Origin of the sequence: Sinosporangium siamense (assembly GCF_016863435.1) — a bacterium.
Lineage (GTDB): Bacteria > Actinomycetota > Actinomycetes > Streptosporangiales > Streptosporangiaceae > Sinosporangium > Sinosporangium siamense.
Genome location: NZ_BOOW01000006.1, coordinates 511,398 through 532,381, shown reverse-complemented (window position 1 = coordinate 532,381; position 20,984 = coordinate 511,398). Strand labels below are relative to the sequence as shown.

Annotated in this window: 16 protein-coding genes; 7 read left to right on the top strand and 9 right to left on the bottom strand. The window is 70.6% G+C overall.

The window, feature by feature from the left end; translation table 11 throughout:
- Positions 1-37: 37 nt before the first annotated feature.
- From lanKC to Ssi02_RS04355, 3 genes are read left to right on the top strand one after another with little or no spacing between them, the layout of a single operon-like run.
- Positions 38-2,638: a class III lanthionine synthetase LanKC gene (lanKC, locus tag Ssi02_RS04365; RefSeq protein ID WP_204021205.1), complete on the top strand. Its 2,601-nt coding sequence runs from the start codon at positions 38-40 to the stop codon at positions 2,636-2,638.
- Complete coding sequence (locus tag Ssi02_RS04360) at positions 2,635-3,612, top strand: ATP-binding cassette domain-containing protein (RefSeq protein ID WP_204021203.1); 978 nt, start codon at positions 2,635-2,637, stop codon at positions 3,610-3,612. The genes lanKC and Ssi02_RS04360 overlap by 4 nt, the downstream gene beginning before the upstream one ends.
- A gap of 3 nt (positions 3,613-3,615) precedes the next feature.
- On the top strand, positions 3,616-4,482 hold the full coding sequence (locus Ssi02_RS04355; protein ID WP_204021201.1) for an ABC transporter permease: 867 nt from the start codon (positions 3,616-3,618) through the stop codon (positions 4,480-4,482).
- Positions 4,483-4,645: 163 nt separating this feature from the next.
- On the opposite strand, the gene Ssi02_RS04350 is transcribed toward Ssi02_RS04355, so the two are convergent.
- A complete protein-coding gene (locus Ssi02_RS04350) occupies positions 4,646-5,878 on the bottom strand; it encodes a cytochrome P450 (protein WP_204021199.1) in 1,233 nt (410 codons plus the stop codon).
- 104 nt (positions 5,879-5,982) lie between these two features.
- Between Ssi02_RS04350 and Ssi02_RS04345 the strand changes: the two genes are divergently transcribed.
- Positions 5,983-6,900, top strand: a complete 918-nt coding sequence (locus Ssi02_RS04345) for a LysR family transcriptional regulator (protein ID WP_204021197.1) — start codon at positions 5,983-5,985, stop codon at positions 6,898-6,900.
- A gap of 39 nt (positions 6,901-6,939) precedes the next feature.
- Here Ssi02_RS04345 and Ssi02_RS04340 read toward each other — a convergent pair whose 3' ends face one another.
- Positions 6,940-7,362 (bottom strand): class F sortase, encoded by a 423-nt coding sequence (locus Ssi02_RS04340; protein WP_204021195.1) that lies wholly within the window; start codon positions 7,360-7,362, stop codon positions 6,940-6,942.
- 12 nt (positions 7,363-7,374) lie between these two features.
- On the opposite strand from Ssi02_RS04340, the gene Ssi02_RS04335 reads away from it, so the two are divergent.
- The 3 genes from Ssi02_RS04335 to Ssi02_RS04325 all read left to right on the top strand — a co-directional run bounded on the left by Ssi02_RS04335 (position 7,375) and on the right by Ssi02_RS04325 (position 10,384).
- Entirely contained in the window at positions 7,375-7,800 is a 426-nt protein-coding gene (locus tag Ssi02_RS04335) for a hypothetical protein (RefSeq protein ID WP_204021193.1), read from the top strand.
- Between the two features lie 348 nt (positions 7,801-8,148).
- Complete coding sequence (locus Ssi02_RS04330) at positions 8,149-9,138, top strand: M23 family metallopeptidase (RefSeq protein WP_204021191.1); 990 nt, start codon at positions 8,149-8,151, stop codon at positions 9,136-9,138.
- Positions 9,139-9,433: 295 nt separating this feature from the next.
- Positions 9,434-10,384: a hypothetical protein gene (locus Ssi02_RS04325; RefSeq protein WP_204021189.1), complete on the top strand. Its 951-nt coding sequence runs from the start codon at positions 9,434-9,436 to the stop codon at positions 10,382-10,384.
- Between the two features lie 6 nt (positions 10,385-10,390).
- On the opposite strand, the gene Ssi02_RS04320 is transcribed toward Ssi02_RS04325, so the two are convergent.
- From Ssi02_RS04320 to Ssi02_RS04290, 7 genes are all read right to left on the bottom strand, one after another.
- Positions 10,391-11,461, bottom strand: coding sequence for a hypothetical protein (locus Ssi02_RS04320; RefSeq protein ID WP_204021187.1), 1,071 nt, complete (start codon positions 11,459-11,461; stop codon positions 10,391-10,393).
- Positions 11,458-14,991, bottom strand: coding sequence for an acetate and sugar kinases/Hsc70/actin family protein (locus tag Ssi02_RS04315; RefSeq protein WP_204021185.1), 3,534 nt, complete (start codon positions 14,989-14,991; stop codon positions 11,458-11,460). The genes Ssi02_RS04320 and Ssi02_RS04315 overlap by 4 nt, the downstream gene beginning before the upstream one ends.
- Entirely contained in the window at positions 14,988-17,342 is a 2,355-nt protein-coding gene (locus tag Ssi02_RS04310; RefSeq protein ID WP_204021183.1) for a P-loop NTPase family protein, read from the bottom strand. Before Ssi02_RS04310 ends, Ssi02_RS04315 begins: the two co-directional genes overlap by 4 nt.
- Before the next feature lie 283 nt (positions 17,343-17,625).
- Entirely contained in the window at positions 17,626-18,525 is a 900-nt protein-coding gene (locus Ssi02_RS04305; protein ID WP_204021181.1) for a ribokinase, read from the bottom strand.
- 74 nt (positions 18,526-18,599) lie between these two features.
- Positions 18,600-18,878 (bottom strand): hypothetical protein, encoded by a 279-nt coding sequence (locus tag Ssi02_RS38545; protein ID WP_239128581.1) that lies wholly within the window; start codon positions 18,876-18,878, stop codon positions 18,600-18,602.
- Positions 18,879-19,674: 796 nt separating this feature from the next.
- The gene (locus tag Ssi02_RS04295) at positions 19,675-20,019 is read right to left on the bottom strand and encodes a hypothetical protein (protein ID WP_204021180.1); all 345 of its coding nucleotides are present in this window, start codon (positions 20,017-20,019) and stop codon (positions 19,675-19,677) included.
- Positions 20,016-20,957, bottom strand: a complete 942-nt coding sequence (locus Ssi02_RS04290; protein ID WP_204021178.1) for a (2Fe-2S)-binding protein — start codon at positions 20,955-20,957, stop codon at positions 20,016-20,018. The genes Ssi02_RS04295 and Ssi02_RS04290 overlap by 4 nt, the downstream gene beginning before the upstream one ends.
- Positions 20,958-20,984: the final 27 nt, after the last annotated feature.

Genomic DNA, 20,984 nt, shown 5'->3' with positions numbered 1-20,984 from the left:
GCCGGACGTCCGGGCCCGCGCCCGCGAGAGGAGACACATGCAGCACGAGCTGATGCAGATCTACACGCTGGCCGATCCTCTCTTCTTCGAAGACGCGAGCCTGTGGCGGCAGGGGGCGGGATACATCGCCGACGGCGAGTTCACCGTCTCCTCCCGGCCCACCCCGGCGGGGTGGACCAGGGCGCCCCGGACCGTCTGGCAGTCGATGCGACCGGACGACCGCCCCGGGCCCGAGCAGGGGTGGAAGATCCACGTCTCGGCCACGCTGGAGAACGCCGACCGCCTCTGCACCGCGGTCTGGGACTACTGCGTGCCGCGGAGGATCCCGTTCAAGCACCTGCTCAACCGCAACATGCTGCTGGTCTTCAACGCGAAGTACACACCGCGCGGGTCGGGCAGCAAGCTGATCACCATCTATCCGGCGGACGAGGAAGAGCTGTCCACCACCTTGCGCGAGTTGTCCGCGCTCACCGAGGGCGAGACCGGGCCGTACATCCTCAGCGATCTCCGCTATGGCGGGGGTCCGCTGTATGTGCGGTACGGCGGCTTCACGGAGATGCGGTGCGTGGACGAGAGCGGGGAGACCGCACTCGCGATCCGCCACCCGGACGGCACCCTGGTGCCCGACAGGCGCAAGCCGTACTTCGATCCCCCCTCGTGGGCGCCGCTGCCGGAGGTCCTCCGTCCGCACGCCGAGGCCAGGAAGAGCCGCAAGGCCGGCCAGGGACCGCCCTATCGCGTCGAGCGCGCCCTGCACTTCTCCAACGCGGGAGGCGTCTACGTCGCCACTCGGCAGACCGACGGGGTCACCGCCGTACTCAAGGAGGCGCGGCCGCACACCGCTCTGGACAACAACCACCTCGACTCCCAGCACCGGCTCAAGACCGAGAGCTGGGCGCTCCGGAAGCTGGAAGGGATCGACGGCGTCCCGCGGTGGTACGACGAGTTCTCCGTCGACGACCACATGTTCCTGGCGGAGGAGTTCGTCGAGGGCGAGCCGCTCGCCGTGTGGATCGGCACGCAGCACCCCTGGGTGGTCAAAGCCGAGGCCACGCAAGACGAACTCGCGGACTACACCCGCAAGGCGGTGAGGCTCATGGACAGCCTCGAAGCCCTGCTCGGCGCCATCCACGAGCGGGATGTCGCCTTCGGCGACCTGCATCTGGGCAATGTGCTCGTGCGCCCCGACGGCACGGCCGCGTTAGTCGATTTCGAACTGGCGTTCGATACGTCGTGGACGGACTGGCGTCCGGGACTGGGCGCCACCGGCTTCGTCGGCCGCGGCAAAACGGGCGTGGCGCTCGACACGCACGCGCTGGAGGCGGTGCGCCTGGCCGTCTTCCTGTCCTTCAGCAAGATCTCGGTGCTCCAGCCGAGCAAGGTCTTCCAGCTCGTCCGGGTCATGACCGACAACTTCCCCGTCCCTCCCGGCTGGGCGGAGCGGATCCTCAAGGAGCTCGCCCCCGCCGGGCACGCAGGCGCGCAGGCGGAGGAGGCGAACCCCGTCGACGTGCACGCCCCGGTCGTCGACTGGGACGCGGTGGGCGGATCCATCGCCGAAGGCATCCTCAGCACGGCGACCCCCGAACGGCAGGACCGCCTGTTCCCCGGCGACGTGCAGCAGTTCGTCTCCGGCGGGCTCTCCTTCGCCTACGGCGCCGCCGGCGTGTTGTGGGCTCTCGACGTCACCGGCCACGGCAGGTTCCCCGACCACGAGAAGTGGCTGATCGAGGCGGTGAACAGATCCCGGGCGCCACGGCCCGGCTTCTACGACGGCGTCGCCGGGCTCGCCTACACACTGGATTACCTGGGCCACGAGGACGAGGCCGCCGACCTGCTGGAACGCCACCCGGCCCCCGAGCACTGCGGTATGACGCTCTTCTCCGGGCTCGCCGGGATCGGCGCCGCACACCTGCACTTCGGCCGCCGCCACGGCGACGGCGCCCACCGTGAGAAGGCGATCGCGATCGCGGAACGCCTCGCCGGCGCGGTGCGCGAGGGCCGCCCCCACCTCAGGCCGGAGCGGCCCCCCGCCCCCAGGTCCGTCGAGGCCGGGCTGATGCGCGGGTGGTCCGGCGTGGCGCTCTTCCTCATCCGGCTGTATGAGGAGACGTCGGACACCGCCTACCTCGACCTCGCGCTTCAGGCGGTCCACCGCGACCTCGACCTGTGCGTGGTCAACTCGCACGGCGCTCTCATGGTGGAGGAGGCCAATGTGCGGATGATGCCCTATCTGGAGATCGGCAGCGCGGGCATCGCACTCGTCATCGACGAACTGGCGCACTACCGCGACGACGACCGCATGCGCGAAGCGCTGCCCAGGCTGCTGCACGCCTGCTCCGGGCGGCTTTCGGTCCAGTCGGGGCTCTTCCGCGGCAAGAGCGGCCACATCACGACACTGGCAAGGATGCGCCAGATCACCTACGACCGCACGACCCTCGACCGCCACCTGCGCGAACTCTCCTGGCACGCGATAGCGTTCCGCGGCCACGTGGCCTTCCCCGGCAACCTCGGCTTCCGGCTGTCCATGGACCTGGCGACCGGCGGCGCCGGTGTGCTGCTGGCCGTCGCCGCCGCGGCATCGCCGGGAGACATCCCGTTCCTCCCGTTCTTCTCCCCCCGGACGGGGCAGGCGTGAGCCCGGACGGCGGCGCGGCGCTCGTCGTCCAGGGACTCGCCAAGAAGTACGACGAAGTCGAGGCGGTCAAGGGCATCGACTTCGAGGTGGCACGCGGCGAGGTGTTCGGCTTCCTCGGCCCCAACGGCGCGGGCAAGACCACGACGATCAACATGCTCTGCACCCTGTCCCGGCCCACCGGCGGCACGGCGTGGGTCGCCGGTTACGACGTCGTGCTCGAACGCGACGAGGTGCGCCGGTCGATCGGCCTGGTGTTCCAGGACCCGACCGTGGACGGCTACCTCACCGGCGAGCAGAACCTCCGCTTCCACGCGGAGTTGTACGGCGTGCCGAAGGAGACCGTCGACGACCGCGTGAAGGAGGTCCTCGACATGGTCGGCCTGTGGGAGCGCAGAAAGAGCAAGGCCGAGACCTACTCGGGCGGCATGCGGCGGCGGCTGGAGATCGCACGCGGCCTGCTGCACTCCCCCGACGTGTTGTTCCTCGACGAGCCCACCGTGGGCCTCGACCCGCAGACCCGGGCCGCGATCTGGAAGTACATCGAGGACCTCCGCAAGCACGAGCGGCTCACCATCTTCATGACGACGCACTACATGGAGGAGGCGGAGTACTGCGATCGCATCGCCATCATGGATCACGGCGCGATCGTGGCGCTCGACAGCCCCGGCAACCTCAAAGCCTCCGTCGGCGCCGACCGCCTGCGCATTCAGACCGCCGACGACGAGGCCGCGGTCGTGGCGCTGCGCGAATTCCTCAACGTCGAGGCCGTCCTGCGCGACGGAGCGGTCACCTTCGCGGTCCCGGAGGGTGAGAAGTTCGTGCCCCGCCTGTTCACCGAGCTCGGGGTGCCGATCAAGTCGGTCAACGTGGCCGGCCCGTCCCTCGACGATGTGTTCCTCAATTACACCGGCACGACCATTCGCGACGCGGAGCAGAGCCCGGACGAGGGCTGGAAACACATGATGGTGAGGTGAGACATGACCGCCACCCGGCCCCATCCGGCCCGCGCGTCCCATGTGGGGAGGCGAGGCACCGGCCACAACCTGCGGGCCGTCAAGATCGTGCTCAAACGCGAGCTGATCAGGTTCGCCAACGACGGTAACCGCGTCGTCGCCATGCTCTTCCAGGCCGTGCTCTGGTTGTTCGTCCTGGGCTCGGGCTTCGGTTCGCTCATGCCCGGCGGACCCGGGGACGTCGATCTGCAGACGTTCATGTTCCCCGGTGTCATCTCCATGATCGTCGTCTCCACCTCGGTGTTCTCGGCCGCCTCGATCGTCTGGGACCGCGAGTTCGGCTTCCTGCGCGAGATGCTCGTGGCCCCGGTAAGCCGCACCGCGATCGTGATCGGCAAGGTCCTCGGCGGCGCCCTCGTCGCCACCCTCCAGGGCATGGCGATCATGTCGGTCGCCGGTCTCGTCGGCGTGCCGTACGACCCCGTGCTCATCTTGCAGATGGCGGGCCTGGTCTTCCTGATCGCGCTCACGATGACGGCCTTCGGGGCGATGGTCGCGGCGCGCATCACCAGCATGGAGGCGTTCCTCGGCGTGTCCCAGATGGCGGTCATGCCGCTGACGTTCCTGTCCGGGGCGCTGTTCCCCGTGACGAACCTGCCGTCCTGGCTCGGCACCATCACGCTGGTCAACCCGCTGACCTATGCCGTCGACCCGGTGCGCCAGGCCGTGTTCGCCCGGGTCGAGGCGTCACCCGAGATCCACGCGGTCTACAACCCCGGGGTCACCTGGGGCGACTGGACCGTGCCGGTGGCGGTGGAGATCCTGGTCGTGGCGGTCCTCGGGCTGTTCTTCCTGCTCATGGCGGTCGCCCAGTTCCGCAGAACCGACTGAGAGGCGGCCGGCGCTGGGGCCGGGCTCGGCTGGGAAGGCGGGGCGCCCCCATACCCCCGATCAGCCCGGCAGGGGAACGCGGTCGAAGAGGTCGTTCAGCGCCACCACGAGTGACGTAGGCTACGCGTCGCCGCCTGACCGGTTCTTGGCGCCGTGCGGTGCATCAAGCCCAGGTCACCGGGCACTGGGTCAGGCCGCGGAAGACCCACCCCTCCCACGTGGCCGGCCGGTTCCGGTCGATTCGCAGGGTGGGAAGCTCCTGGTAGAGGAGTGGCACCGCGATCTGGCCGATCGAAATGCGGGCCGCCCAATGACCGGCGCAGAGATGGACCCCGTCCCCGAAGGCGAGGTGTGGCCGCTTGGGGCGCTGAACGTCGAACTCGTGCGCGTCGGCGCCGAAGGCTTCGGGATCGCGGTTGGCTGCCGCGACGACCACTCCAAGCGGTGCGCGTGCAGGAAGGCGAACGCCGGCGAGCTCGCATGGCCGGGTGGTCTCGCGTGGATACATCCCGATGGGCGAACGCCATCGAGCGGCCTCGTCGAACACGTCCTGCCACAGGCTCTCGCCGCCAAGGGCGCGTGCCTTCTGGTCGGGATGCTTGTCGAGGGCCCACACGATGGTCGTGATCATGTGTTGTGGCTCGTTCATGCCGCCCGAGATAACCAGCTTGATGTTCGCGTGGACGTCCGCTGTTGAGAGATCCGAGTTGGCGAAAGCGGATGTCATCGACGCGTCCGGATGATCGCGATACCACGGAATCAGTTCGTCAAGAAGGTGCGAGACCTCCGTGGACGCCCGCTCGGAACGTGTCCATGTCTCCTCGTCGTCGAGGACGTTCCCTATGCCCGCGATGAAGGCGTGGGACCACCGCTGCATGTCGCCGACCGTGACGTCGTGCAGGCCGAGCATGTCGATGAGGTTCTGTGAGGCCAGCGGCGCCGCGTAGTCACGGTTCAGGTCGGCCGCCGAAGGCCCTATCTCACGCATCACGTCAAGCCGCCGCCGGGCGTTGCGCTCGAAGATCGGCGCCCATGCCTCGCGAATGCTGCGAGGACGCAACACAGGGTTGATCGGCGCCCGGGCGGTCCGATGATCGGGGCCGTCCTTCCGGAGCATCGGCCGGCCGCCCACCGCGCGGTTCATCGTCGCACCCGTCACGTCCGCCGAATAGAGCTCCTGGTCGCTTTCGACAGTGTGGCAGGCGTCGAAGGAGGTGACCAGAAACTTCCGGACGAGTGGCACCCAGACCACAGGCGACTGGTCACGCAGTTTCGAGTACGCCGGGTACGGGTCGGCGGACAGGTCTCCGGCGTCCACCCAATCGGCGACCGGCGCGTCGCCTGGGCCCGAGAACGTCTCGGATGCATCGTGCGCTGCGGTTCCCCTCTGACTCATGTGACTCGTCCTCTCGGCTCGCTCGGGCTTGAAGCGACTGTGGCACCGACCATATGTGCGAGTAAAGTGAAGAAAAACGGCCAACATCCGCGATTGGGTCGAAGATGCAGATTCGCCTGACCCTGCGGCAACTCGAACTCTTCTCGGCGTTGCCCGCCCACGAAACACTCGCGTCGGCCGCCGCCGCCCTGTCAATGTCTGAGTCCGCCCTGTCGCACGCCGTGACGGAGCTCGAACGCGCCGTCGGTGAGCAGCTGTGCATCCGCAGAAAGGCGCGCGGGTTCTCGCTGACTCCCGCCGGGAGACACGTGGCCGAGCGGGCCCGCCGAATCATCCACGACGCGGACGCCATCGCCGGCGACCTCGCCGGTGCCGACGGCGAGTTGCGAGGGCCCGCGCACCTCGGGTGCTACACCGGACTCGGGCCGACAATCGTGCCGCCGCTCCTGGACGGCTTCCCCCGCATCCATCCGGCCGTGGAGATCGCCGTCACCGTGGGGCCCAACGACGAGATCCTGCCCGCGCTCGAATCCGGGCGGCTCGACATCGCCGTTGTGTATGACATGGACCTACCGCCCAAGCTCCAGCAGTTGCCCGTTTACCGCACCGAGGTCGTAGCCCTCCTGCCCGCGGATCATCCTCTCGCAGGACAGCCGGCGGTCGAGTTGCGCAGCCTTGCCGACGATCCATTCATCTTGCTGGATTCCGTGCCGAGCACAGCGAACACTTATCGCATCTTCCGAGAGCTTGGCATCAATCCGCGCATCACCACGTCGATGCCGACCCTTGAACTGGTTCGCGCGCTGGTCGGCCGCGGACTCGGCTACAGCCTGGTGATGTCGCGGCCAAACCAGTCGCCGGTCAGCGTTGAGGGCCGGCACATCGTCGAGCGGCCGCTCAGCCCACGTGCCGGCAAGACATCGGTGGTGGCCGTGTGGCCTGAGCACCTGGCCCTTTCGCGACGCGCACGCACTCTGGCCGAGTACGCCGCCGCGGGATTGAGTAAAGGCCGTACGGAGTGATCCGTACGGCCCTGCCACCTGGATGAGGATGGACCCGCGTCAACGGGCGAAGACCACGATGTTGTCGCGGTAGCTCCGCTTCTCGCTGTCGAAGGAGCCGCCGCACGTGATCAGGCGGAGCTGGGCGTCCTTGGTCGCGCCGTACACCGTGCGCGAGGGGACGCGGCTCTTGGAATATCGGGCCAGTTCGCTCACCCGGAAGGTGACGGTCGTGCCGTCGGCGCGGTCGACGTGGACCTTGTCGCCGGAGCGCAACTGGCGTAGCCGGTAGAACACCGCCGGGCCCGATTTGGAGTCGACGTGGCCGGCGATGACGGCAGCGCCGCGCTCGCCGGGCTCGGGGCCGCGGCGGTTCCAGCCGGCGACGTCGTAGCGTTTGGGCGCGACGAGCTTGCCCTTGGCGTCGAGTCTGAGGGCGATGACCTTGGTGGTCACGCCGATGGCGGGGATGCGCAGACGCACGGGGTCGGCCGCTTGAACGTTCCACATCCCGCCGGCGCCGGTCTCCACGCCACCGCGGGGAACCCGCCTGTCCTCGTCATCGTCGTCGCCGGCCGCGCCGCCCGCCCCCGTGGCCACGCCGCCTCGGGGCACGCCTCCGTCGTCGTCATCGTCGTCATCGTCGTCGTCGTGGCCGCCGCCGAGGCCGGTCTCCACTCCCCCGCGTGGAACGCTCCGGTCGTCGTCATCGTCCCCGCCGCCACTCACGCGGCGGTCGTCGTCATCGTCATCGTCCCCGCTGTCGTCGTCACCGTCATCGTCGTCGTGGTCGTCCTGCGCATCGGCCTGGGTAAGGGCGGTGCCCGTCTGGGGGGTGAGGGTCTGCCCGGCGGCCTGGGGCGCACCGTACGCGGTGAACCCGAGGATGACCGCGAGGGTGACCGACATCCGCCGCCGTAATGCCAGGGCCATGGAGGTCCTCCCTGCTCTTGTCCCGCAGCCGCTCTGCGGATGGGTTAAGGGTGGTTTTCACCTGTTACGCCATCATGAGCCGGTTATGAGAGGCTCCTCACGGATGCCGAGCGTATTCACTTAAATTCCAACGAAGGAGAAAGGCCGGCCATCAAACCGCACACGTCGTCGCAGCTAGAGGAGCTCCCCCGGCCGCCCCGTTAAGGAGGAGTTGAAGCGGCATTAAGAGTATTGCCGCCCCCCGCGACAGGGCCCTTGCCCAGACAGGACCGATTACCCGAATCTCCTGCAAAACCCGCTCACGTCCCAACCCCCCTCACGTGAAGGGAGCAGCCGATGAGGTTGCGAGGCAGATTCCGGATCGCCGCCGCCATGAGCGCACTGATCCTGTCGGTTCCCATCGGGCCCGCGAGCGCGGCGGACCCCGGAGCCGGCACAGGTCAGGGCTCCGCCGTACAACCGCAGCGCGGCCTTGAGGCCGCCGTGGCCGCGGCGGTGGTCGGGCGCAGTGGCACGACGGCGGCGGCGCTCAGTGCGCGGCAGCAGCAGACGCAGGTGAACGTCCAGCGGCGAAACGGGCCGTGGGCCTTCGGCACGAGCGTGATCACCGTCGCCAAGGGCGATCACACCGCGCCGGAGGGATGGTTGTTCATCGCGAAGGAGGTGAACGGCGAGTGGACCATCGGCCTGGAGGGGTCGCAGCCGTTCGCCGATCTGGTGGCGCAGTCGCCGGACGCGCTCGTCGGGCAGGCGGAAAAGCAGACCTTCGTCAACCACGCGCGGAACGCGGCGAAGTCAGCGGAAAGCGCGATGGCCCCGACGGGCCTGTCGCTCCCCTATCCGGTGGGCGACAGCTGGGCGATCATCGGCGGACCGCACGGATGGAGCGGGCAGCCACGGCCGTGGAGCTCCATCGATCTCAACAAAACATTCGGATCCGGCGCCTACCAGGTGCTGGCCGCCCAGTCCGGCCGTGCCTACGACATGTGCCGAAACGGCGGACACATCAGGATCGTTCACGACAACGGGTGGACCACCGAGTACTACCACCTGGCCCGGGAACTACGCCCCAACGGCACCCCGGTGCGCATGGGAGATTATCTCGGCATGACGAGCACCCGCATCCCCTGCGGAGGCTCGGCCGGGAGCAACCACGTGCACTTCGGCCTCAAACAGGGTGGTTCCTTCGTGCCGCTGGCCGGCAAGACGATCGGCGGCTGGACATATTTCGAGGGGTCCCGCGCCTACAGCGGTGGTGCCCGCCGGGGGGGCACCACCGTCGGTGTGCGCGGCATGCTGCGCAACTTCGGCCCTAACGCGCAATAAGGCGCGGCCAACCATAAGAGCCGGCCGCAAGAGCCAACCCCAAGACCCGTTTCACAAGACGGCGGTGGACCGATCACCCTTCGGCCCTCGCCCGGCAGCCGGCCAGACACCCGCGCGACCCGCAGGTGCGGCCAAAGCACAACGAAAAAACACAAAGCACACCGATCCCCCCCATAACCCACTGGAGGCAAATGGCCCACCACATCCGCCTCACTAGCTCATAATGGACATCGCAGGGCTCCCTCCCACAAGATGTTGCCTCCGTAAGGCTGACGACATCATCTGGAGTCCTGCGATGTCACGGCGTGTTAACCCACCTAAGCCGCCGGAGGAGCATCCCGCTCTCGGCGACGCCCTACGCACCGGCCCCTTCGACCGAGCACTTCAACTCGCGATCCAATCCCGAGGCCTCAGCCTCGAACGTATACATTCCAGGCTCGCCGAACGCGGCATACCCGTCAGCGTCGCGAGCCTCAGCTATTGGCAACGCGGCATCAGCCGTCCCGAGCGCCCGAGCTCGATGCTCGCGGTGCGGGCCCTGGAGGAGATCCTCGACCTCGCCCCCGACTCCCTGGTCACTCTTATCGGCCCGCGCCGCCCGAGGGGACGCTGGCTGGGGCACGTGCCCGGCTCCCTCACCTACCAGGACGTCTGCCAGGCCCACCACGGCCTGGGCTCGCTGCTCGACGGCATCGACAACCCCGTCGACGGCCAGCTGGAGACGCTCAGCCACCACGAGAGCTATCTCATCGGCCCCCGCCGCGAGGAGCTCGCCGCCCGCTCCCGAGTGGTGTTCCGGGCACGCTGCGACGGCGTCGACCGGTACATCGCCATCCACCACAACGAGGAAGGAGTCGCCCCCATCGACGTCACCAGCGACCTGTGCCGGATCGGGCGGATACGGTCCGACCCCGCGCGCGGCCTGACGGCGGCGGAGCTGCTGTTCGACCGTCCGCTGACGAGCGGTGAGACCTACGTGGTGGAATACGCGTTCACCACCACGGGCGGCGGCCCGGCAGCCACGCAATATGTCCGTGGCTTCCGCTTCCCAACCCGCGAATACCTCCTGCAGATCCGCTTCGACGAGGCCGCGGTGCCGCCGCGCTGCTACCAGACCTGGCAGCCCAACGTCGAGACCGCGGCGGCCGACCTGCAGGAGCTGCGGATCGACAACTGGAACACCGTCCACCTCTTCGAGTTCGAGTCGCGGGCGGGGGTGCACGGCATCCGCTGGGAGTGGAACTGACCTAGGTCACGACCGGGCGCCGAAGATGACGCGCCCGGGCCGCTGTCTCCCTCCCACCTCCGCGTAGACCCGGAGGCAGTGCAGGACACGCCCGTCCTGCCCCTCCACCCGGACGTCTCCCGATGTCCACTTGGCGATCTCGTCCATGCGGGTGCCCGGCGCGTCGAACCGTCGTACGACGGCGCCGGGCACCCTGCCCCGCAGCGGCAAAAGCTCGGCGCGCGACGCCTGCCACAGCCGCGACCACCAGCTTTCCCCGGCGGGGAGCGGAAGGTGGACCACCGAGCAGAGATACTCGTCCACCTCGACGAACCTCGTGAGCGCGGTCTCGGCGTCACCGGCTCTGCCGTACGCCTCCAGCCGTTTGAGCAACCGGCCCCGCAGCAGGTCGCGCACCTGCGGGTCGCTCAGCAGCGGCATGCGGTCGTGCACGCCGGAGGCCCAGTCGTAGAGTTCGCGGTCGCGCTCGGCGACCGCGAGCAGGTGCGTGCAGAGTACGGCGAGGCGCGCGGCGCCGGGCGCGTTGCCGAGGGCGGCGACCACCTCGGGGTACGGCGCCGCCCCGCGCGCGGTGCGCAGCCCGGCCACGCCGGCCTTCGGCCACGGATACACGAGCACCTCGGGGTCGCCCCAGGCGGGCAGGTCGATCCACTGGGCGGTCCTGCTCACCTTGAGCTGTTCGGCCCGCCGCGACCAGGGGCGGGCCTCGGGCTCGGGGAGCCGCAGCAGGTCGAGGTGGAACCTCTCCCATGCCTGCGCCGGATCGTGCGGGACGGGCCTCGGACCGAGTGCGCGGGCGGCGGTGCTCCCTGCGAACTCCTCCAGCAGCAGGATCTGCCTGCTGACCGCGGGCGAGGGCACGGGGGCGGGCGGCTGCGCCGGGGCGGGGGCCGCCGAGTGGGGCGCGAGCAGTCGCAGCAGATGCTCTCTGACCTCCGGATAGTGGGCGGCCCCCGGGTCGCCCGCGGCGGTGCTGCCGTCCCGGAGGGCGGCGTCGATCAGTTCGAGTCCGGCGCGCAGCCGCCTGGCCAGCTCAGAGCCGGGCACACGCAGCAGGTCGGCGAATGGGTCGTTCACTGGCGCCCGCTGAACGGGTGACGGCTCTCCTGCCAGTCCGTGTCGCGGTGCTGAACCACCTGGTAGGAGCGGACCGCGCCCGGCGTGTCCTCGACCTCCTTGAGGTTCGCCGCCTCGCGGTAGGCGGGTTCTGCGAGGTGCAGCCGGAGTTCGCCGGCGTCGTCGAGGCTGACGTAGTGCGCGGCGCCCCGCTGCTGGGTGAGCTGCTTGACGGTGCCGAGGGCCTCGGGGCGGTCGGCGGAGCCGTTCGGCCAGAACTCGATGGTCCACGCGCCGCCGATCGGCGGTGGCAGCGGACCGGCGATCATGCCTTTGCGCACGCTGCCGTCCTTGAGGTGGAACGTCTCAGTGAACGGCGACGGCTCGCCCTCGCGGGTGGCGCTGAAGAGCGGCAGCCCGTCGCTCTGCACGTCGTGGCCGCGCGACACCACGATGTCGCCGGTCAGCCTGTCGAGGGGGGCCTGCCGGGCTCCGGCCGTGTCGGAGTCGAGGTGGCACACCGGGGTCTCGTCGATCGTGTAGTGGGGACGCTCGCCGCGCCACAGGTGCAAGGTGGGCAGGAGGCGCTCGTCGATCTCGAAGGCGGTGTGGATCTCCGCGGACTGCCCCACCCAGACCGACCTGTCGTGCTGCCAGCCGGCCGGGATCAGCCGTTCCTTGCGTTCCTTCTCCAGGTATTCGAGATACTTGAACTGCATCCAGGTCATCAGTCCGTCGCGCTCCACCTGGTAGGTCTCGGTGAGCGCGCCGGTCTCGCGGCGGATCCGGGTGCGATGCCCGTCGCCGAGCACGTGCATCGACTCGCCGGCGTCCATCACCGGCGCTGTGACGTCGCCCTGCAGCACCCGCTGGAACCCGCAGGGGAGTTCGAGGAAGAGGTTGTCCACGTCGACGTAGATGACCGTGTCGCCGCGGAGCAGCAGGTCGGCCGCGTGCTTGGGCCGGTCGTGCACGAAGGCCCGCAGGTGCTTGGCGAAGCAGGCTCCGACGGAGGTGGCGTGCTTGGCGTATTCGCGTTCGACGGTCACCTCCTTCGGCAGCCGGGCGAGCACGAGCTGCCGCTGCTCGTCGCGGCCGAACCGCTCGGCGAACACGCCGGTCACCAGGGGCAGCCTGGTGGCGTTGCCGGTGAGGATCAGCCGGTCGAGCGGCTGGCCGCCGAGCCTGCCGCGGGCCACCTCGGTGGCCAGGGCGCAGACGTCCTCGACGTGTTTGGTGGCGAGCCGCTGGAACACGCTGCTGTCGAGGCTGATCGGGCCGAGCTGGTCGCCGCCGGGGCCGGGGTGGGCGCGCTCCAGCAGCACGACGACCTCGTCCACGTCGGACTCGTCGAGGGTGTAGGGCTCGCCGGGCCGGCCGTCGATGGCGGCGCCGAGTTCGTGCTTGGTCTTCTCGGCGAGCCGCCACAAAGCGTCGAAGAGCGCCCGCCGGTCGGCGTCCTCTTCCCAGTGGGTGGGCACGGCGCGTTCGACCTGGGCGTGGCGGGCCTTGGTGGCGGCGTCCTGCTTGGGCAGGGGCGCGAGAGTCTGGATGGCGTTGACCTGCTCGACGGCGTGCTCCAGCAGGGCTCCCGTGCGGTATGGCGTGCCGGGGCGGCCGAAGGGCTCGTCCAGGAGGTCCATCATCGAGGCGACGGTGCCGCGTTCGCCCCACACCGACAGCACACGCTCGGCGAAGGCGGTCTTCAGCCAGTGGAACACCTCAAGGGTGAGGTGGTCTCCCCCGTGCTGGGTGTCTCCTCCCGCGCCGAGCAGGCTCGGGATGATGCGCCAGTAGCGTCCGCTGCGCCCGATCTTGCCGGGTTCGACGCCGGGCAGGACGGGGGTCTCGTCGCGCAGGGTGAGGGCGAGCAGGGCGATGTCGGTGGTGCCGCCGCCGATGTCGACGACCAGCATGTTGTGCCGCCACAGCCCCTCGCCGAGGCGGCGGGAGCGGGCGCGCAGCGCCTCGATGCCGGTGGCGGGGTCGCCGCCGAGGTCGCGCATCAGGAAGAAGAACGCGGCGGCCACGGCCTCGTCGAACCGCATCTCGACGTCCGACATGCCGAGCCGTTCGCGGGCCACCCGCTCCAGGCTCGCCCGCACCCCGGGGCCCGCCATCGTGGGGTAGGTGATGATGACCTGGTCGGTGCCGCCGCTGCCCAGCCGGTCGGGGGAGGCGGCGATGAAGGCGTCGGTGCGTTCGATGAGGTCCTTGTAGGCCGCGCCGATGAGATCGAGCGTGGACACGGCGGTGCCGTCGGCCAGGGTGTGGTCGCCGAACTCGTTGAGCTTCTGCTTCAGCCCGAGGAACACATCGCCCGCCGCGTCGCCGGAGGCGACCGCGAGCACCGAGTCGCCGACGCGGACCGTCAGCGGCCTGCTCTGCCGCACCTCGACGCGGCTCGCGATCTCCTTGCCGCCCTTGGCGGAGTCGAGCACGACCCGGTGCAGGTCCCAGCGGTCGAGAGCGGGGGCGGAGAACGCCGCGTCGTAGGCGCGATGCAGCCGCAGCGCCAGCCAGTCGCGGATCTCGTCGTCGTCGCGGTAGACGTAGATGTCCTCCAGCTCCAGCAGCATCCGGTGGAGGTTGTCGCCCCGGATGCCTGCCTCGCCGTTCAGCAGGGCGCGCAGCCGGTCGTCGCTGTCCCCGGCGCCCGTGTAGACGTCCATGCGGTCGGCGAGGGTGTCGAGGATGAGCAGCCACTCCTCCTCGCAGTCGCGGGGCAGCCCGGGCGGGGCGGGCGTCAGCAGGACCAGGGCCTCGCGGCGCAGCACCTCGGTCTGCGACGGCGGGAAGGCCGAGCGGGTGGGGCGCCACCGGTCGAGCAGGGTCACGGTCGACTGGCTGGTGCCGAAGTCGAGGGCGGCATACCCCTGGTGGACCTGCTCGGGCCGCTCCCTCGGGGCGACCGCCTGCTCCTGGTCGGCGGGCGGGGCCTCGGGAGGCTCCTGCCGTACATCCCGGGACGGGCGGGCCTGGGGGCGCCACATGACCTGGGTGGCGTCGTTCGGGCCGTAGGCCTCCTGGCGGGGCGGGTTCGCATGGTCGAAACGCAGCTCGCGGGTCCGGTCCGCCTCCTCGTGCCGCGCCTCGGGAACGTCGGCAGGACGCTGCTCGCGCGGCGTGACCGGGTCTTGCGAGAATCGCAGCGACATGTCTTTCCTCATTCGGTGGTAGGCGGGGTCGGCAGGATCGGCGTCCTGGCAGACGAGCCGGAAGCGCAGCCGCAGGTCGCAGGGGCGGCTGATCGCCTCGGCGGGCAGGCGCACGGCGGGCAGCCGCACCCGGCCGCGCACGACGCCTTCGGGCAGCGCGACACGTTCGACGGCGGCCTGGACCGCCATGTCGAGGTCGAGTGAGGGGGCGTCCTCGACGTCGACCTTGAGCCGCTGCAACCGCGCGCCGTGGGGGCCGAGCCCGAGCACCTCCAGCGCGGGCAGGTCATACCACCCGTCGCGGGGGCGCAGCGTGAAGACGCCGAGCATGCCCCGCACGACCGCGCCGCTGCCGTCGGGGACCGAGGCGGCGATGCGCGGCTCCGGCGTCACTCAAAGCTCCGCAGCTTGTCGATCAGGTCGGCGTAGGGCGAACGCCGCTCCCCCGCCGCCTCGCGGGGCGGGGCGGAGCGCAGTTCGGCGGGGGTTGGGAATCTGCGGCGGGAGAGTTCGGCCTTGATCTGGGCCGCCGTGGAGCGCAGGGTGTCGGCGAGCCGGTCGGTGGCGACGTCGAGCAGCGCGGCGGTGAGTTCGCGGTGCAGGCGGCGCACGTGGATCTGGTGGCGCATCGCACCCCGCGTCTCGGCGCGGGTGAACGACGCGTCGGCGTGCCACGGCAGCATGTAGGAGTCGCGCAGGGGAAACCGCGCCGCCGGGTCGAGGCCGCCGCCGTCGCTCGCCACGGGCTCCACATCCGCCACCCACGGCAGTTCTGCGTACGGCGCGAGCCTGGCCAGCGGGCCGGCCAGCTCGGGGTGGTCGGCGGCCGTGCGGGCCAGGGAGGCGCGCAGCTCGGCCATACGCTCGGTCTGGCCGCGCCGCCACGCGGCGACGACGTCGCGGGCGATGGCGCCGATCACACCGCCGAGCTCGTCGTGGGCGTCGAGGAAGCGCTCCCGGAACGGCACGGTCGTGGCGGGCAGGTCGGGGCCGCCCTCCTCCGGCACCACGACGCCGCCGCGCACACTCGCATATAGCGGCTCCCATTCGGGCCAGTCGCTCACCATGCGCGCGACGGCGGCCTCGGTGATCTCCACGAGGGTCCGGCCGTCGCCGTAGGGGCGGCGGTGCAGGTCGCTCATCTCGGCCTCGACGGCGCGCTGCAACCTGGTGTACTCGGTGCGGAGCTTCTCCGACAGGCGCAGCAGCTCCCGCGTGGCGAGCTGCCCCTGCGGTGAGGCCTTCCTGCGGTCGGCGGCGGCCAGCCGCTCGGCGATGTCGCGGGCGGCCACCGCGGCGCCCGCGACCTGGCGGCCCACCTTCTCCGCGGCCAGGACCAGGCCGTATTTCGTTACGTGGCGGCCGATCACTTCGCGCAGCCGGCCCACTCCCCCGTCCTCGGCGAGGGCGGCGAGCGCCGTCGCGAGTTCCTCGTGCGACGGCAGGTCCTCGCGCAGCACCGCCGCGGCCGCCGCGTAGTCGTCGCCGCCGGGCGGCTCACGGTGGTAGTGCGCGGAGACCAGCAGGGTCTCGGCTGCCCTGCCGCCCGGCGAGGCGCGGCGGCACTGCTGCACGACGGCCGCGAGGTGGGCCGCCCGCGACTCCAGCACTGCGGAGGTCAGGGGCCTTGCCGCCTGGGCGAGCCACTTCACGTCGCCGTGCAGCAGGTCGGCCTTGGTGCCGCAGGCCAGGCGGCCGTGGTCGCGGCGGCTCTGGGTGGCCTGGCCGCCGACGTAGAAGTCCTCGATCATCTGGAACGGGGCGTGGTCGTGCGGGAGGCTCGCGTCGACGGCGACCAGGGAGACGGTGACGTGCCGCAGGTCGCGGCGGGCCAGGTAGCGGTCGCGCAGGCCGGTCTCGTTGTTGCCCGCGCCGGGGAAGTCGTAGATGAGGCCGCCGTCGCCGAGGAGCGTCGCGCCCCAGCTCCCGTGCGGCACGTCGACCGTGATCTCGATGTGGTCGATCAGGTCGAACACCGCCTCGGCGGTCTCCGCGGTCAACCTGTCGCCTCGCCGTACCTTCCGGACGGGGATCGCGGGGAGCACGGCCGACTCCTCGGCGTCCTTGCGGCGCTGGATGGCCGACACCTCGCGGAGGATCTCGTCGTCGACGACGAAGGTCGCGCCGAGCAGGTCCCTGCCGTTCTCGTAGGCGCCGAGCAGCCGGTTGAGCTCGGCCAGGCGGGTGCGCAGCGGGCTGATGTCGAGCCGCCAGGCACGCTCCAGGAAGGCGCGCAGCGCGGCGGTGTCGCCCGGGTCGGCGGCCTCCAGGGCCGCCGGGTCGGGTCCGCCGGGTACGGCGAGGCCGCGCACCATGGCGGCGACCGAGCCGGCCATGGAGGTGATGCACTGCCTGAGGTCGTCTTCGGTGAGAAACCAGACCTGGGTGCCGCTGCGGATCGCGGTGCCGACGTCGGCGGCCCGGAGCCTGAGCACGGTCACGTTTCCGGTGGTCGGGTCCCACTCGCTCGGCAGGAGAGCCGGGTTGCCGAGGAGTGTGCCGATGAGGCGGGACTTGCCGGAGCTGTAGCGCCCGATGAGCGCGAGGCGCACGGGTTCGGCGACCAGGGCGCGGATCTCGTCGGCGGAGGTGTGCAGGCGTCTCAGGGCCTCGCCCAGGTCGGGGAGCGGTCCGGCCGCCCGGAGGGCTTCGAGCAGGCCGTCCACCTTGGCCTGTGCCGCGGCCATCGCGGCCCGGTGGTCCGGCGTCGGCGCCGCGGGGTGTGCGCCGGTGTGTTGAGCCATCCCTGATTGCCCTCCCCGTTCGTGGCGATTCCCTACCAACACTACGTAAGAGCAGGCCAGGCCAGAATCCTCATTAATGGGGATAGCGGGGGAACTTGGCGCGTTCCACGAGCTTTTCCGAACTCGGCGCTGGGCAGGTTGTCACGTGATTAGGTGCATGATAAAAACACGAAAGGCCATGCGAAAGCACCTATTTCGCATGGCCTAGGGGGGCGGGTTGTGGTGGGGTGCCCGATCCTGGGGTTGGATGTGCCTCTTTAGCGCTGGGTGCGCAGGGGCCTGTTCAGGCGCCCCGGTGTGCTTCCAGCACCTCGTCGATCTCGGCGCGCAGCGGCATCGACGTGCTCGCCCCCTCGCGCTGCACCGCGAGCGACGCCGCCGCCGAGGCGAACCTCAGCGCCTGCGCGGGAGGCCGCCCCTCGGTCCGCGCCACCGCCAGCGCGCCGACGAACGTGTCACCCGCCGCCGTCGTGTCCACCGCGCGCACCCGGCGGGCCGGCTCGGTCAGGCGCTCACCCGTGCGCGAACCGTATACAGCGCCGCGTCCGCCGAGGGTGACGACCGCCTCCGGCACCAGGTCGAGCAGCGCCGACAGCGCCTTCCCCGGGTCGGAGCAGCCGGTGATCCCCTCGGCCTCGTGCTCGTTGGGCACGATCAGGGTGACACATTCCAGCAGCTCGGCGGGGAGGGCGACGACGGGGGCCGGGGTCAGCACGACCTGCACTCGCGCCTCGCGGGCGGCACGGGCGGCGGCGATCACGGCGGACATGGGGAGCTCAAGCTGGAGGAGCAGGGCACTCGCACCGGCGAGCAGCGCCCGGTCGCCGGCGTCGGGGCCGGTCAGGGTGCCGTTCGCACCCGGCACCACGATGATCGAGTTGCCGGCGCCGTCGTCCACCACGATGTGCGCCACGCCGGACGGGCCCGGCACCGTGCGCAGGCGTTCGACGGAGACGCCGGCGTCGGCGAGAGTACGGCGGAGCCCGGCACCGAAGGCGTCGTCCCCGACTGCGCCGAGGAAGGCGACGTCCGCGCCCGCTCTGGCGGCGGCGATGGCCTGGTTGGCGCCTTTGCCACCGGGGATCGTGCGGAACGCCCTGCCGGTCACCGTCTCGCCGCGCTGGGGGGCTTTGGAGACGTAGGCGACTACGTCCATGTTGGCACTGCCGTACACCGCTAGCAATGAAACTCCTCCTTGCTGAGGAGGCCCAGCGTACGGCGGACGGGTGGGGACGATTGTCCCCACCCGTCGTCAGATCACCGTCCTGCGGTGTTCTGCATGTTGCGCTGCGCGGCCGCCCGGAGAGGCGGTGTCAGGTTGACGAACGCGGTGCAGTTGCCGGGCCAGGCGGGGTTGCTGCCTGTGCCCGGGGTGGGATTCACGGTGCACGAGCTCTGCGCCACGCCTCCACCGCTGGTCAGCACGGTCACGTGGACGTCGTTGCCCATGGTGGACAGAGCGACACAGGTCACGTCGGCCGGCGCCTGGGTGATGGTGTGCCACGGCGGCGTTGTGCGCGGGTCACGGATCTGCACGGTGCCGTTGCCGGACGCGAGACCGATGAACTTGTTGTTGCCCTGGAAGGTGGTGCTGATGCAGCTGGTCGTTCCGGGAGGCCCGGGAGGACCACTCGGTCCGGACGGTCCGGGCGGGCCGCTCGGACCGGGCGGACCGGACGATCCAGGCGGGCCGGACGGTCCGGGCGGGCCGCTCGGACCGGGCGGACCGGACGATCCAGGCGGGCCGGACGGTCCCGGAGGACCGGACGGACCGGTCGAACCGCTCGGTCCAGGCGGACCGGACGGTCCCGGAGGACCAGAAGGTCCGGGCGGACCGGACGGTCCAGGCGGGCCGCTAGGTCCGGGAGGACCACTCGGACCGGGAGGACCACTCGGACCGGGCGGGCACTTGCACTTCTTGTGCTTGCAGCACCGGTGCCTGACCCAGTCTTCCCATTCAGGGTTGCTCGCAGTTCTAGGGTCGAGCCGGGCTGCTTCAGCAGGGGCCGGCTCCGGAGCAACCCGGGACATCTCCGCACTGTGCTTGGCGGCTACCCCCGACGCCGACCCCGTCAGCCCCGACAGGCCGGTCGTCACCGCCACGGCCAGCAGGCCGACGCGCAGACTCTTGCTGCGTGTCAGGCCGGCTATCCGGCTTTTCTGATGAGGAATCAACCTCTTCCCCCCGTATCCCTCTATAACCGAGAAAGTCGCGCGACGTTCTCGGCACCATGATCATTGGTGCGGATCGAGAGATACCCCGGTCAATGTCGGAGGATGCCCGACGGACCACTCAGCCTGGCAAATAAACGCTATAAGCCAGGAAAGCAAATCAGCGCTTCGGGCTTATACGTCGTGGAGGGGAAATCATATAAAGGCCGAGAATATCCGGCGGATCCGCCAATCCCGGACCACCCGCGCGGACCCACGCCGCGATGTCGTCCGCGGCCTCCGCCTGGTTGACCAGCCCCAGCCACACCGGGCGCCCGCCCGCGGCACGCCCCTCCCGTGACGGCCTTACGACGATGACGTTGGCCTGCTCGCACACGTCCAGGCAGTCGACGACCCGCACCTCCGCGACCTCCGACAGGCGCCGCACCTGCTCATCGTGATCCAGGGCCGGCACCTTGCGCACGGTGCCGCAGCAGCATCCCCGGCAGACGACGACCCCGCTCACCCGGCTCCCCCGCCGTGCCGTACGGCTCGCGCCCACTGCTCACGGCGCACCTCGGGGTCGAGCAGGGCGCAGTCGCCGCACAGGGCGTCCGGGGCCACGCGGTAGTAGAGGCAGCAGCTCCGCCGTACGAAGAAGGTGTGGCCGGGGGCCGGCTCCGCCAGCTCGCCGTTGCCGCGCAGCCGCCCGATCTCCAGCAGCGCCCGGCCGAGCGCGCCCGCGGTCTCCGCCGCCCCGGCCCGCTCACGCTCCACGGCGCGCATGGCCTCGGCGACGCAGGAGGCCGCGTTGCCCCAGAGCAGGCCGGGCGCGATCTTGACGATCTCGCGCAGGGTCCCGGCGAGCGGCTCCAGCACCCCTTCCACGACCATGCGGTACAACCCCTCGGCCAGCTCGCCGGGGCTCGCCGTGCGGCGGCCGGTGGGCCCGGCCGTTTGCGTAACCTCACCGGGGCTTGCCTCGTGCGGGGCGGTGAGCCCGGCCGTTCGCGTAACCTCGGCGGGGCTTGCCTCGTGCGGGCCAGTGGGCCCGGCCGTTCGCGTAACCTCACCGGGGCTCTCGGCGTGCGGGGCGGTCACGTCTCCGGGGTCCGCCGTACACCGTGCGCTCCACACCCTCGTCGCATCGGCGTGCACGGTCCGCAGGGGCAGCGGGCCGCTCGGCACCGGCCGCCAGTGCAGACGGTCAGGCGTGAAGTCCACGAGCAGGCCGTGCACGGCGGCCACACCGAACGGCGGCGACAGGAAGCGGGCCGCGAGCCCCTGAAACAGGATGGACGCCGCGATCCGGCGCTCGGACGCGCCGAGCCGGTCGGCCACCAGCGTGACCCTCTCGTCCAGCACGGCCTTGTCGCCGAGCAACTCCGTCAGGGGGCGCCACCCGGTGTCCGCGGGGCCGATCTGCAAGGAGAAGAAACCGCCGATGGCGGAGATGTCGGCCACCGCCAATCCGAAAATGTCACATGGCAC

What these genes read in the sequence shown, in the direction of transcription:
- lanKC (WP_204021205.1), top strand. Translation starts at nt 38, where the DNA reads ATGCAGCACGAGCTGATGCAGATCTACACGCTGGCCGATCCTCTCTTC.
- Ssi02_RS04355 (WP_204021201.1), top strand. Translation starts at nt 3,616, where the DNA reads ATGACCGCCACCCGGCCCCATCCGGCCCGCGCGTCCCATGTGGGGAGG.
- Ssi02_RS04350 (WP_204021199.1), bottom strand. Translation starts at nt 5,878, where the DNA reads ATGAGTCAGAGGGGAACCGCAGCGCACGATGCATCCGAGACGTTCTCG.
- Ssi02_RS04345 (WP_204021197.1), top strand. Translation starts at nt 5,983, where the DNA reads ATGCAGATTCGCCTGACCCTGCGGCAACTCGAACTCTTCTCGGCGTTG.
- Ssi02_RS04330 (WP_204021191.1), top strand. Translation starts at nt 8,149, where the DNA reads ATGAGGTTGCGAGGCAGATTCCGGATCGCCGCCGCCATGAGCGCACTG.
- Ssi02_RS04325 (WP_204021189.1), top strand. Translation starts at nt 9,434, where the DNA reads ATGTCACGGCGTGTTAACCCACCTAAGCCGCCGGAGGAGCATCCCGCT.
- Ssi02_RS04310 (WP_204021183.1), bottom strand. Translation starts at nt 17,342, where the DNA reads ATGGCTCAACACACCGGCGCACACCCCGCGGCGCCGACGCCGGACCAC.